Here is a 12,824-nt window from a genome sequence, read left to right as displayed (position 1 = left end):
ACAGCATCCGCGATCCTCTGTCTCCTCTTCCACCTCCGCTTCGTCCACACCCACGTCCACGCCCCCGCCCGGAGCCACGCCCGCAGCCCCGGCCGCCGTCGTCGAGGTCTCGGGAGTCAGCAAGAGCTTCGGTCCCGTGGCCGCATTGCGCGGCGTCACGTTCACCCTCGGCCCCGGCCGCGTCACCGGCATGGTCGGCCCGAACGGCGCCGGCAAGTCCACCCTGATGCGCGTCATCCTGGGCCTGGACCGCCCCGACGCCGGCCGGGCACTGGTCGACGGACGCCCCTACCGCGACCTGCCCCGTCCCCTGACCCGGGTCGGCTCGCTGCTGGACGCCTCGGCACCGCACCCCGCGCGCAGCGCCCGCGACCATCTCCGCTGGCTGGCCCACTCGCAGGGCATCCGTGCGGCCGACGCCGACCCGCTGCTGGACCGGGTCGGCCTGGCCGCCGCGGCCCGCCGTCGCGTCGGCGGCTTCTCGCTCGGCATGCGCCAGCGGCTCGGCATCGCCGCGGCGCTGCTCGGCGATCCGGCGGCGCTCCTGCTCGACGAGCCGTTCAACGGACTGGACCCCGAGGGCATCGTCTGGATGCGTGAACTGCTGGCCGGCCTGGCCGCCGAGGGGCGTGCCGTCCTGGTGTCGAGTCACCTGATCGGCGAGCTCCAGCATGTGGCCCAGCATCTGATCGTCATCGGGGCCGGCCGGGTGGTCGCGGACGCGCCGGTGCCCGACCTGCTCGCCGCGCAGGGCTCGGGCGGGGTCGGCTTGGAGGACGTCTACTTCCGGCTCACGCACGGCGCCGCACAGCATCAGGGCACGAACATGGACGGGGAGCAGCGATGAGATTCCCGCGTCAACTGCGTGCCGAGTGGACAAAGTTCCGTTCCGTCCGTGGCTGGGTCCTGGCCGTCCTCGGCGCCACCCTGATCACCGCCGCGCTCGGCCCGCTGGACCTGTCGAGGCAGCCCCCTCCGAACGGCGGGCCCGGTCCGGCGGTGGTCCGTGGACCCGATGGCCGGGCTGTGAACGACAGCTTCTACTTCGTCCGCCGCGACCTGACCGGCGACGGCACGGTCACCGCGCGGATCACCGGCCTGTCCGGAATCGCCGTCACCGGGCCCGACCGCGTGTCCCACGAGGTCCAGGGCTGGGCCAAGGCCGGGATCATCGTCAAGGAGAACCTGACCCCGGGATCCCGCTACGCCGCGATCATGCTTACCGGTGCGCACGGGGTCCGTTTCCAGGACAACTACATCCACGACACGGCCGCCGACACCATTAGCGCTATGGCCCCTTCTCCTTCTACTCCTTCGTCTCCTTCCTCTTCGCCCTGGCTACGCCTGACCCGCACCGCGGACACCATCACCGGCGACGAATCCGCCGACGGCGTCCACTGGCAGCACGTCGGCAGCGTCCGGATTCCCGGCCTGGACCCGCGCGTTCCGGCCGGGCTGTTCGTCACCAGCCCGTCCACGGTGCACGTCGCCGCCATCGACGTGCCGGAGACCAACCCGGCGGCGGCCGTCGGCACCTTCGGCCCGATCGCACTGACCGGTGCCTGGTCGCCCGAACCATGGACCGGCGCGCAGTTCGGCGGCCTGGGGACCTCGGGCAGCTACCCGCCGGACGACGAGGGCGGCTCCACCGGCACCGCGGACACCGCGCTGACGCTGACCGGCGCCGGCGACATCGCCCCGGTCGTCGGCGGCACCGTCCTGGGCGTCGGGGTCACCGTCGACGGCTTCGTCGGCGGCACCTTCGCCGGCCTGGTCGCCCTGGTGGCGGTGGCCGCGCTGGTCGTGACCGCCGAGTATCGCCGGGGCCTGATCCGCATCACGCTGGCCGCCTGCCCGCGTCCGGGCTGCGTGCTGGCCGCGAAAACCACAATCGTCGCAGGCCTCGGATTCACGAGCGGCGTCCTCGGCGCGACCGTCGCGATCCTCGCGGGCCGACACATCGCCGACGCACACCACGTCTACGTCGTGCCGGTCAGCACGCCGACCGAACTGCGCGTCGCCATCGGCACCGGGCTGCTGTCAGCCGCGATGGCCGTCCTGGCGCTCGCCGTCGGTACCGTCCTGCGCAGCGGGGCGTCGGCGATCACCCTGGTCGTCGTGGGAACGGTGCTGCCCTACCTGCTGGCCGTGTCGCCCGGCCTGCCGACGTCCGCCGCGCAATGGCTGCTCCGCGTGACCCCGGCCGCCGGCTTCGCCATCCGGCAGAGCCTCCCGCGCTTCGCCCAGGTGGACAGTACCTATATCCCGCCGGACGGATACTTCCCCCTCGCGCCGTGGACCGGGCTGGCAGTGCTGTGCGGGTATTGCGTCGTGGCCCTCGTCGCCGCGGCGTTCCTGGTGCGGCGGAGGGACGCGTGAAAGCGGCTTTGCACGCGGAGTGGACAAAGCAGCGCAGCGTCGCGAGCACCTGGTGGGCGCTGACCGCGACGCTCGCCACCACCCTCGGCGGCGCGGCCGCGATGGCCGCGCTGGTCCACGCCGACACGTCCGACGACGTCGCGCGGCTGGCGTCGTCCGGCGCCATGGTGAGCCAGGCCCTCGTGACGATCCTGGGCGCCGCGACGATGGGCGACGAATATAGAAGTGGCCTGATTGTGGCGACGCTCACCGCCATACCTCGGCGGGGCGTTCTCTTGGCGGCCAAGGCCATCGTGCTCAGCGGCGCGGTATTCGCCACCGGCCTGCTCGCAAGCACAACCAGCATCCTGGCGACAGCTCTGATCAGCCCCGAAGCTTCTGGACCGAGGCTCGGCCCGGCAGCCCACGCCACCCTCGCGACGGCGGCCTACCTGGCCCTGATCGCCCTGCTTGCCCTCGGCACCGCCGCAGCCTCCCGCAGCACGGCAGCAGCCACAGCCCTGACCCTGGCACTGCTCTACCTGCCGCCACTCCTGGCCGCCACGGTCACCAACCGCACCTGGCAAATCCGCATCCAACGCTTCGCCCCGATGAGCGCCGGCCTGGCCCCACCGATCGGCGGCGAAGCCGGACGGCACCAGCTCGCGTCATGGAGCGGCCTGGGCATCGTCGCGGCTTGGGCATTGGCGGCGTTGGCGTTCGGCGGCCTTGCCCTGTGGCGGCGTGATGTCGCGTGATGGCGGCGTGATGTCGCGTGATGTGTGAGGCAGACGGCGCGGCGCCGATTCCCCACCAATCCAGGTCACCGACGCCGACTGACATAGCCATCGAACTGCATCCGGAACAGCGCCGCGTACACCCCATCCGCAGCCATCAGCTCCTCGTGCGCGCCGCGCTCCACAACCACACCGTCGGCCAGCACGTAGATCTGGTCGGCCCATCGCTGAGTGCTCATGCGATGGGAGATCTGGACGGTGGTGCGCATCGTGCTCATGTCCGCCATCTTGTCGAGCAGCGCCTGCTCGGCCTCGGCGTCCAAACCGGAGGCGGGCTCGTCCAGGATCAGCAGGTCCGCACGATCCCGGAGGTAGGCGCGCGCCAACGCCACGCGCTGCCACTGCCCGCCGGACAGGAACGCGGTCTTCTCCGTGCCGTCCGGCGGGAGGTGGCGGCTCAACAGGGTGCCGTAGCCGTTCGGCAGACGGGCCAGGAACTCGTGAGCCTCGGCTTTGGTCGCCGCCGCGGTGATCCGCTCGTCGTCGCTGCCGGCCGCCGCGTCGCCGATGGCGATGTTCTCGGCCGCCGTCAGGTCGTACGGCACGAAGTCCTGGAAGACCGCGCTGATGCGTGACCGCAGACTGTCGAGATCCAGTGTTCTGATGTCGACGCCGTCCCACAGGATGCAGCCTTGGTGCGGCTCGTACAGGCGGCACAGGAGTTTGATCAGCGTGCTCTTGCCGGCCCCGTTGGTCCCGATGATGCCCGTCGATCCGCCCGCCGCGATGGTGAGGTTCACGCCCCGGAGCACCCACGGCAGGTCGTCCCGATACCGGAACCACACGTCGCGGAACTCGATCGCCCGGCTCAGCGCCGGAGCCGCGATCGTGCCCTCGGGGACGTCCGGTGCCTGGGACAGCACCTGACGCAGAGCCCTGAACACCAGCACCGAGGCCCGGACCCACCCGAACCCGGCGGCCACGGCGAACGCGCCGTTCTGCACCCCGACCGCGGCGCCCAGGAACAGCGAGAGCCCGCCCGGGGACAGCCGTCCGTGCAGCGCCAGCGACGCCGCGACCACGATCGCCACGACCGTGGCGGACATCTCGATCGCGCCGAGCACCGACTGGCGGCGCAGCAGCCGGCCGTCCACGACGGCCTCCTGCTCGTTCATCAGCGTGATCTCGTGCAGGACGCGGTCCGCGACGAACCGCTCGGCGCCGAACACCTTGAGCTCCTTGGCGGACCTGGCGTCGGCCATGAGCATCCGGAACGCCAGCTGGCGCCGGGTCCGCGGGGCCTGCCGCACCACCAGCTCGGCCTGCTGGCGCCCGACGGCCAGCCGCACCGGGACGATCGGAGCCACCGCCGCCGCCACGATGCCGATCGCCGGCGGCCAGACCGCCGCCAGCGCGAACAGCCACCCCACGACCTGGACCAGGCCCTGCACGGACGAGATCAGGGAACGGAGAAGCTGCGCCGGAGCCGCGTCCGCGGCGTCGCCGGCCAGCCGCAGCCGGTTCTGGAAGTCGCTGTCCTCGAGCAGGCCGATTCCGCGGATCACCGTGAGCCGCTCGTAGAGCATCGCGTTCGCCCGGAACCGGACCGTGCGGCGCACCGTGTTGGACGCGAAGGAGCCGAGCTCCTGCACCAGCGTCATGGCCAGGCCGACGGCGGCGAATCCGGCCGCCGCCGGCATGACGGCGCCGGTTCCCGCGTGGCCCGCGTGGCCCGCCCGGCCCGCCACGGCGTCGAGGATCACGCGCAACAGCCACCCGCTGAGCACCGGCAGCACGCCCGCGACGACCGTGCACAGCAGGACGAGGGCCGCGGGTCCGGGCGCCGCCCTGACGATCAGGGACAGCGCCCAGCCCAGCTCCCGGAGCGACCGCCGAGGCCGCGCCGGTGACGGTTCCGGGACCGTCATCGGTTCGCGAGGCTGCGGCCGACCACGAACTCGAGCATGCTCACGCTCCGGCCCGCGCCGACCACGACGCCGTTCTCGACCAGCACCAGCAGCGGCCAGCTGTCGATGTCCATCAGGCTCTGGATCTTGTCGGCCTCCGGTCCCTCCACGACCTGGGACACCTGGGTCAGCCGGCTGACGTGCTCGGCCCGCAGCTCGCTGGTCGGACCGTCCACCACCGAGATCCACCGGGCCCAGCCGGGCGCGTCGGCGAACGTGTTCGTCAGCAGCGTGATCTGGTCGCCGCAGGCGTTGCAGCCGGAGGCGAAGAAGCTCAGAACCGTGAGTCCTTCGAGGTCTCCGGAGTCCACCTTGGAGCCGTCGCCGGCCGTGACCTCGAACAACGGCAGCGGCAGGCCGGGCTGCGGCAGGCGCGGGTCCTCGTGCGGGGCCAGGACCCGGGGCGCCGCCGCCGGGGCCGCCGCCATCTTGCGATGGAGGGAGATGGTGAGCAGCAGTGACGCCGCGGCCAGGAAATTGGCGGCGATGATCGCCGTCCAAGCGAGAGAGGTCATTGTCTGTCTCCAAGAATCAATGGTCTGTCGTCGTCGGGAATTGGTCGCGCGGGCTTCCGCGGAAACGTCATTCGTGCTGAGCGGGAACGACGATGGAAGCCACATCCGCGATGAAGAAGACGAGGAGGAACACCGGCAGCGCGAGCATCCCGGCGAGTACGGATCGTTCGGCGTCGGACGCCTGGTTCGCGGCCGGAACAGTCAGTACCACCAACGCCATCAGGGTCAAAGTGAAGTTGCGGGCAATATGGATTCGGGACAGCTCATGCTTCGCCGCCCCAAAGCACGCGCACTTCGCGCCGTTCGCTTTGCGGACCGTCACCGCGACTCCCACGGTGAGGACTCCGAAGAAGAGAAAAGCGAGAGCCGATCCCGGCCGGGCCGTCGCCGGCGCGGCCATCGTCGCCGCTATGACCAGCTCGGCGACCAGCAGGGCCGCGGCCGCCGGCCGTCGCAGCGCCGGGGGGAGCCCGGTCTCGGCCAGGCTGTCGGCGAGAGTGCGCACCGGCCGCCGGCGCGATGCCTTGCCGGCGAACGCGACCACGCAGACCAGAAGCAGGGTGAAGCGCAGTGTGGTTGTCAGGATGCTCAATGCCATTTCCGTCCGCGTCGCGGGCCCGCCGAGCCGAGCGGCGGGGGCGACGGCTCGGCGGGAGTTCTCAGACTGTCATCGGGGAAGGGAACGCCACTGAATCAGCAGTCGTACATACATCCGATGCCCGACTTGTACCACGGGCCGCAGACCGTGCCCGCGCCGTCCGACCAGCTGCAATCCCGGCAGTAACGCTGCTTGTACCAGAGGATGCAGCCGGAGCTCGTGCAGTAGCAGTCCTGGTAGTTGTACATGTCAAACCTCCCAGTCCGAAACAGGAATCAGCGCCATCGCGCCGGCCCAAATTGTCCGATGGCCGCCGATCGCGGTGCTACGTTTTCGGCCTGAACCGTAAAGCCCTGATAGCAGTGTTCGTATATGGGAGGCGGCTTGATAGGCATCCGTCTGACCGGCGAGGATGTCGCCGGGATCCGTATCGTCGACACGGCGGATTTCAGCGCGGAACTCTTCCGCGCCGGTTACCTTCTGGCCACCGGAGGCCGGTCGGCCAGGCTGGATTCCTGGCGCCGGGATCTGGGCCGGGGCTGGAATCCCGGCATCGCCCGGCTGTTCGACCTCTACTCCCCGTCCGTGCTGCCCGGGGTGTTCGACGGATCGGTGCACCCCGATCCGGCCGCCACCGCCACGGCGGTGGAGGCGACCGATCCGGACCGGCTGGCCGACTACATACGGACGCTGAGCCGCACCCGTCCCGTGACCGAGTTCGTCCGGTCGCTGGCCGAGGGCCAGGCGCAGGCCTACGCCAGCCTGGGACGCGCGGTCGCGGACCTCCAGGCCGTGGCCCTGGACCCGTACCGCCGGCGGATATCCGCGGCCACGGCTGCCGCGGCGGCCCAGGCCCGGGCGCGGGCCGCGAAATCGGGTCCCGACGTGATGCTGCGGTCGTTGCATCCAGGGGTGCGCTGGGAGCGGTCCATGCTGATCCTGGAGACGGTCAGCACCGCGGAGGTCGAGCTGGACGGCCGCACCCTGGTGCTGAGCCCTTCGGTCTTCTCCATCCGGCCCGGCCATTCCGGCGACATGTTCCACGACCGGCTGGTCGTGTACTACCCGGCCAGCCACTCGCCGCTGGTCCGCGATCCCGGAACGCAGGAACCCGGTCCGTCCCTGGTCGCGCTCCTGGGAGCCACCAGAGCCGCCGCGCTGTCCGTGGTGATCGGGGCTCCGGGCCTCACCACCGGCGGCTTGGCGACGGCGCTGGGGGTGTCCGCGTCGACGGCCTCGGAACACGCCGCCGTCCTGCGCGAAGCCCGTCTCATCACCACCTTCCGCGAGGGCATGAGCGTCCATCACCAGGCCACGCGGCTCGGCCTCGAACTCGCCGACATCCTGGGCGGGCAGTATGTCGGATAGCGACGGCTGACCGGGACCCGAGGTCTCAGAGCGTGACGATGCCCGCCTGGAGCAGGAACGCCAGGTTGTCCTCCAGATGCCAGTTCTCGAAGATCAGGTCCTCGCCGACGTGCTGGATGTCGAAGGCGATGAACTCGATGGCGCGGCCGTCGCCCTGAACGCCTTCGAACTCGCCGGAGAAGTGGCCGCGGAAGACCAACCGCACTGCCGCCTTCGCGCCGGCGATGACGACGTCGGCCAGCTCGCAGGTCAGGTCCGGAACCGCGGCGCGGAACGTCTTCGAGGCCAGGGCCACGCCTTCGAAGCCCTGCGGCCGGCCGGCGGGAAGCGTGTTGTCGGCGAACGCGGCGTCCACGGACGCGTGCAGGAAGCGGATGTCTCCGGTGTGCCAGAAGGTGTAGATGGTCTGGGTGATCTTCACCAGGTGCGCCGCGCGCTCCCGTGACAGACCGCCGTCCACGGACAGCGCCAGCGGACGCACCAGCTCGGGGTTCGGGTCGAGCAGATCGTTGGTCGGCATGGGGTTCCCTCGTCTTCCGTTCAGTGATGATCAGCTGAGGTGTCAGACCAAGGTTCGTTCGCGCCGACGGAGATTGCGTGAGTTATTCGACGCTCTCATGCGGACTCTCCATCAAAGGTTCAGCGGCCGCCGGACTCCCGCGACGGACGAGTCCGGCAGCCGCGGATCTCACTCCCCGTCGGCGTAGTCGACGTTGGTCCCCACGAACGCCCACTTCTCGTCCTCGGCGGCCACGGTCTCCATGTCCTGCGCCGCCAGCCGGACCGCGTCGCGGCCGAGCAGCAGATGCAGCGGCGGCTCCGGCTGCTCGGTCACGAAGATCAGTGCCTGGGCCACCTTCACCGGGTCGATCGGCTCCTTGCCGGTGCGGGAGCGGACCAACGTCTCCAGTGTGCCGACAGTCTGCTGATAAGCCGGGTCGAACTCGGGGATCCGCATGGAGCTGCCGGCCCAGTCGGTGCGCATGGCGCCGGGTTCGGCCAGCGTCACCTTGATGCCCAGCGGCCCGACCTCCTTGGCCAGCACTCCGGTGAAGCCTTCGACCGCCCACTTGGCGCTCTGGTAGGCGCTCATGCCGGGCGCGGTGATACGGCCGCCGATCGAGGTGACTTGGATGATGTGACCCGCGCCCTGGCGGCGCAGGATCGGCAGGACGGCCTTGGTGACCAGGACGGTGCCGTAGAAGACTGCTTCGACCTGGGCTCGGAAGTCGTCCATGGCGATGTTCTCGATCGGCGCCATGTTGGCGTAGCCGGCGTTGTTGACGACGACGTCGAGGCGGCCGAAGTGCTCCACAGCCCGGGTGACGGCGGCCTGGACCTGCTCGGGGTCGGTGACGTCCAGCGGGAGGGGCAGGATCTGCTCGCCGTATTCGTCGACCAGCGGCTTCAGGGCCGACACGGTGCGGGCCGTGGCCGCCACCTTGTGTCCCGCGGCCAGGACTTGTTCGGCGATCGCATAGCCCAGGCCCCGCGAGGAACCGGTGACGAACCAGATGTTCTCGGACATGTTCATCCTCCGACGATCTCGGCGTTAGCGCAACTCGCTTGCGTTACTCACTCTATAACGCGCCGAGCATGCGTTAATTCCCGCGGCTAGACTCGGGGCGTGCAGGATGATCCACAGGTCTTCCAACGTGCCCGTTCCGCGGAGCACAAGCAGCGGCGTGCCGCCGACCTGCTCGCCGCCGCCCGGCGCCTGGCCGAGCAGCACGGCGTCGGCGCGGTGACCCTGGCCGACACCGCTGAGCTGGCCGGGGTCCACCCCTCGGCGATGCGGCGCTACTTCTCCGCCCGCGAGGAACTGTTCCTCCGGCTGGCCGCCGAGGACTGGCACGAGTGGGCCGACGCGGTCGGCGTCGCGCTGAGCGGCAGCGCCGGGCGCCGCTCGACAGCGTCTCGGGTGACGCGAGTGACACGAGTGGCCCGGGTGCTCGGCGACACCCTCGCCGACCGGCCGCTGTTCTGCGACCTGTTGGGACACGTCATCGTCACCTTCGAACCCGAGGCCACGGCCCAGGCCGCGCGCGACTACAAGCTCTCAGCACTCGACGACGCCCAAGCCATCACCCAGGCCTGCCGCGCCGCACTGCCCGACCTGTCGGACCGGGCCGCCGCCGACCTGCTCGCCACCGCCACCAGCCTGGCCGCGATGCTCTACCAGATCTCGAACCCCGCCCCGGGCCTGGCCGAGCTCTACGTCACGGAACCCAGGCTGGCCCACGCCGCCGGGGACTTCCGCCCTCGGCTGACCAGGCTGTTGACCGCCACCTTGAGCGGACTGGTGCCCGAAGCTGCTTGATGAGCGCACGCTCTGAGCTAGTGGCTTGTCGCGCAACGTTGGTCAGGTAAATGCGCTGCTTGGCTCCGTAGCCTTGCGGCATGAGGCGTGGGGGTAGGTATCGATGGCGGACCCGGTTGCGGCGGCGCTTGCCGTGGTTCTTGGTCGATCGCGGGGTCGCTGCGAAAGGCGTCGGGGATTGTGGTGACCACGAGTGGTACAACCACGACGGTGTCATCGCGCGGTGCTACCACTGTGAGGTCGGTGAGCGGTCCTGGCCGGTGACGAGCCAGGACGGCGAGGTGTCCCGCGGGTAGTTGATCTGGCCCGGCCGGGTCGGCAGCCTGTCTCCGAGAGCTGATTCTTGGGACGCAGGCTGCAGCGGATCACTCGAACCGCGAAGGATCCGGTGAAGCTGCGGCGGGTGATCGTGGTGATGATGTCCGCTCAGGGCCAGTCGGTCCCGGACATCACTTCGCTGATGCAGGTCACCGACGACTACGTGCGTGATGTGATCCACGCGTTCAACGAGCGGGGGTTCGAGGCACTGGACCCAAAATGGAGCGGGGGCCGTCCACCGACGATCTGCCAGGACACGCGTGAGCGGATCTGCCTGATCGCCCGGACGGTCCCCGCCGAGTGGGGCATCACCGGCATGTCGACCTGGAGCCTGGGAACGCTGGCCGCCCACCTGCGCCGGATCCTTCGCAAAGCCGGGGTGTCCTGGCAGACCACCACCACCTGGAGGCGGCCGGCAGGGCGACCGGCCCGGCTCCGCGCGACCTACAACCGCCACGACGGGGTGATGCACATGCTCGCCGCCCTGGACCTGGCCACCGGCCGGATGTTCTACCGGATCCGCAAGCGCAAGCGGTGGCGGGAGTTTCTGTCGTTCCTCAAGAGCCTGCGGGCCCGCTGGCCCGGTAAGAAGCTGTACGTCATCGCCGACAACTACTCGCCGCACAAGCACGCCGAAGTCCGCACCTGGGCCGCGGACAACCAGGTCGAGCTGGTATTCCTGCCCGCCTACGGATCTTGGTTGAACTGGATCGAATCGGAATTCGCCGCGCTGCGGTACTTCGCGCTCAACGGCACCGACCACCGCAGCCACGCCGACCAGAACACCGCCATCGCCGGGTACGTCCGCCACCACAACACCCGAGCCCGCCCAAAGCCAACTTCGCCCAAAGCTCACCCATCCGCAGCTGGACCAGTTACCCGGCCAAGGCTGCGTGACAAGCCACTAGCTATAGCTGAACGGCTCCGGATGCACCGACTGGCCGCCCCGAGTTGCACCTTTGGCGCCACGTGAGACTCTCATGGCTGAAACGCCCCATAAAAGGCGTTCCTCTCCCAATCATGGAGCTTCGAACATGTCTACTCCGGCTGCGAGTACCGGTTCACGTCCCGTAGTGCTGAGCGACCGTCAAGGATTCAATCGGCGATGGTTCGCCTCGACCCTTGAAGCGGTCTACGTCCCCATGAATGACGCGGAGGCGGTCACCCAGATCGGCGAGGCCGTCTCCCGCTACGGCCGCGACGTCAAAGTCGTGTCCGGGCGACACTGCTACGAAGACTTCGCATACAACGACACGACCAAGGCCATCATCGACATGTCCTCGATGAATCGGGCCGGCTGGGACGACCGCCGGGGTGCCTTCTTCGTCGAGGCGGGCTGTGAGAACTGGTCGGTCTATCGTGCCCTGCTGAACGGCTTCAACAAGACGCTCCCCGCGGGAAGCTGCTACTCGGTCGGCGCCGGCGGCCACATCAGCGGCGGCGGATACGGGCTCCTGTCGCGCCTGCACGGCCTGACCGTCGACCACCTCACCGCCGTCGATATCGTGACCTGGAACGTGTCGTCCAGCAGCGCCGAACTGCACCACGTTTCGGCGGCGAGCACCTCGAAGGACGAACAAGACCTCTTTTGGGCCTTGCAAGGCGGCGGACCCGGCAATTTCGGTGTCATCCTGCGGTACTACTTCCATGAGCTGCCCGACGCCCCGGAATTCGCGTCGATCTACACGCTCTCGTGGGACTGGAGTTCGATCGACACGGCCGCCTTCGCGAACCTGCTCGCCTACTATGCGGACTTCGTCAGTGATCTGCCAGACACCGACTTCAGCTTGCTGAAGCTCACCCATGTGTCCGCCGGCCAACTCGGCATGGTCGTCCAAGCGGTGTCTCCCGAAGGGGCGACTCTCGTCGAACATCGCGCCGAGGTCGAGCGTCGGCACAGCGAAGCGCGATCACGCTTCGGAGCGATCGCCGAACCCGTTCCGCTGCGCATTCCCCTCGGGGGCCACCCCGGTTGGATCACGCCTTCCGCGGGTACCGAGAGCGTGCAGCACGTCACCTATCTCGAAGCACTGCAAACGATGAACGGCTCGGGGCCCAACCAGTTCGGCAAATACAAGTCCGCCTACATGAACAAGGCTTTCCCGCCGAACCAGGTCGCCGCGATCTATCGCTGGCTCAACACGACCCCGAAGGGCGTCCTCGAATCGGACATGAGCCAGAGCCTCTTGCAGGTCGACAGCTACGGCGGCGCCGTCAACCGCGTGGCTTCCAGCGCGACCGCCGTTCCCCAGCGCGACTCCATTATGAAGCTGCAATACCAGACCTACTGGCTCAACGCATCACGCCCCGGCGAGGCGAACCAGCCTCCTTACAACGTCCAGTCCGACGCCCACCTGCGCTGGATCAACGACTTCTACCGCGACGTCTACATCGACTACGGCGGGACCCCCAACCCGGCCAACGACCCGACCGGAACCGTCGCTGGCGCCTACTACAACTATCCGGACAACGTCCTCGGCACCCATGCCGAAGGCAACGTCGACGACGCGCTGTGGCTCTACTTCCTCGACAACTTCCGCACCAACCAGCGGAACCTCGTCGCCGTGAAGCGCCGATGGGATCCGGCGGACGTCTTCCACCACGCGCAATCGATCCCGGTGCGGTGAGTGTCAGCCCTGCGTG

Annotated in this window: 13 protein-coding genes; 7 read left to right on the top strand and 6 right to left on the bottom strand. The window is 69.2% G+C overall.

Going from position 1 to position 12,824, the window contains the following annotated elements:
• Positions 1 to 136 precede the first annotated feature (136 nt).
• The 3 genes from ABD481_RS01300 to ABD481_RS01290 are packed head-to-tail and all read left to right on the top strand — an operon-like array spanning position 137 to position 3,116.
• The gene (locus tag ABD481_RS01300; protein ID WP_425559092.1) at positions 137 to 847 is read left to right on the top strand and encodes an ABC transporter ATP-binding protein; all 711 of its coding nucleotides are present in this window, start codon (positions 137 to 139) and stop codon (positions 845 to 847) included.
• The gene (locus ABD481_RS01295; RefSeq protein ID WP_344663585.1) at positions 844 to 2,379 is read left to right on the top strand and encodes a DUF1349 domain-containing protein; all 1,536 of its coding nucleotides are present in this window, start codon (positions 844 to 846) and stop codon (positions 2,377 to 2,379) included. Before ABD481_RS01300 ends, ABD481_RS01295 begins: the two co-directional genes overlap by 4 nt.
• The gene (locus ABD481_RS01290) at positions 2,376 to 3,116 is read left to right on the top strand and encodes an ABC transporter permease (protein WP_344663584.1); all 741 of its coding nucleotides are present in this window, start codon (positions 2,376 to 2,378) and stop codon (positions 3,114 to 3,116) included. Before ABD481_RS01295 ends, ABD481_RS01290 begins: the two co-directional genes overlap by 4 nt.
• Before the next feature lie 65 nt (positions 3,117 to 3,181).
• Here the strand turns inward: ABD481_RS01290 and ABD481_RS01285 are convergent, their stop codons facing one another.
• The 4 genes from ABD481_RS01285 to ABD481_RS01270 form a co-directional block, all read right to left on the bottom strand.
• Positions 3,182 to 5,023 (bottom strand): ABC transporter ATP-binding protein, encoded by a 1,842-nt coding sequence (locus ABD481_RS01285; RefSeq protein WP_344663583.1) that lies wholly within the window; start codon positions 5,021 to 5,023, stop codon positions 3,182 to 3,184.
• Positions 5,020 to 5,577 (bottom strand): hypothetical protein, encoded by a 558-nt coding sequence (locus ABD481_RS01280; protein WP_344663582.1) that lies wholly within the window; start codon positions 5,575 to 5,577, stop codon positions 5,020 to 5,022. The genes ABD481_RS01285 and ABD481_RS01280 overlap by 4 nt, the downstream gene beginning before the upstream one ends.
• Positions 5,578 to 5,644: 67 nt before the next feature.
• Positions 5,645 to 6,169 (bottom strand): MauE/DoxX family redox-associated membrane protein, encoded by a 525-nt coding sequence (locus tag ABD481_RS01275; protein WP_344663581.1) that lies wholly within the window; start codon positions 6,167 to 6,169, stop codon positions 5,645 to 5,647.
• A 101-nt stretch (positions 6,170 to 6,270) separates the two neighbouring features.
• Positions 6,271 to 6,423: a hypothetical protein gene (locus ABD481_RS01270; RefSeq protein ID WP_344663580.1), complete on the bottom strand. Its 153-nt coding sequence runs from the start codon at positions 6,421 to 6,423 to the stop codon at positions 6,271 to 6,273.
• A 136-nt stretch (positions 6,424 to 6,559) separates the two neighbouring features.
• Between ABD481_RS01270 and ABD481_RS01265 the strand changes: the two genes are divergently transcribed.
• Positions 6,560 to 7,543 carry an ArsR/SmtB family transcription factor gene (locus tag ABD481_RS01265; RefSeq protein ID WP_344663579.1) on the top strand — a complete coding sequence of 328 codons (984 nt, stop codon included), beginning with the start codon at positions 6,560 to 6,562 and terminating at the stop codon, positions 7,541 to 7,543.
• Between the two features lie 25 nt (positions 7,544 to 7,568).
• Here ABD481_RS01265 and ABD481_RS01260 read toward each other — a convergent pair whose 3' ends face one another.
• Together ABD481_RS01260 and ABD481_RS01255 are read right to left on the bottom strand one after the other, a co-directional pair.
• Positions 7,569 to 8,063 (bottom strand): ester cyclase, encoded by a 495-nt coding sequence (locus ABD481_RS01260; RefSeq protein ID WP_344663578.1) that lies wholly within the window; start codon positions 8,061 to 8,063, stop codon positions 7,569 to 7,571.
• A 168-nt stretch (positions 8,064 to 8,231) separates the two neighbouring features.
• Positions 8,232 to 9,071, bottom strand: a complete 840-nt coding sequence (locus ABD481_RS01255) for an SDR family NAD(P)-dependent oxidoreductase (protein ID WP_344663577.1) — start codon at positions 9,069 to 9,071, stop codon at positions 8,232 to 8,234.
• Between the two features lie 99 nt (positions 9,072 to 9,170).
• Here ABD481_RS01255 and ABD481_RS01250 point away from each other — a divergent pair, with 99 nt between their 5' ends.
• The 3 genes from ABD481_RS01250 (at position 9,171) to ABD481_RS01240 (ending at position 12,808) form a co-directional block, all read left to right on the top strand.
• A complete protein-coding gene (locus ABD481_RS01250) occupies positions 9,171 to 9,863 on the top strand; it encodes a TetR/AcrR family transcriptional regulator (protein WP_344663576.1) in 693 nt (230 codons plus the stop codon).
• Between the two features lie 388 nt (positions 9,864 to 10,251).
• The gene (locus tag ABD481_RS01245; RefSeq protein ID WP_344663575.1) at positions 10,252 to 11,154 is read left to right on the top strand and encodes a transposase; all 903 of its coding nucleotides are present in this window, start codon (positions 10,252 to 10,254) and stop codon (positions 11,152 to 11,154) included.
• A 100-nt stretch (positions 11,155 to 11,254) separates the two neighbouring features.
• Positions 11,255 to 12,808, top strand: a complete 1,554-nt coding sequence (locus tag ABD481_RS01240) for an FAD-binding protein (RefSeq protein WP_344663574.1) — start codon at positions 11,255 to 11,257, stop codon at positions 12,806 to 12,808.
• The last annotated feature ends 16 nt before the right edge of the window (positions 12,809 to 12,824 follow it).

It is taken from the genome of Catenulispora yoronensis (assembly GCF_039531695.1).
Lineage (GTDB): Bacteria > Actinomycetota > Actinomycetes > Streptomycetales > Catenulisporaceae > Catenulispora > Catenulispora yoronensis.
The sequence above is the reverse complement of the archived record's forward strand: the minus strand, read 5'-3'. Positions and strand labels throughout refer to the sequence as shown.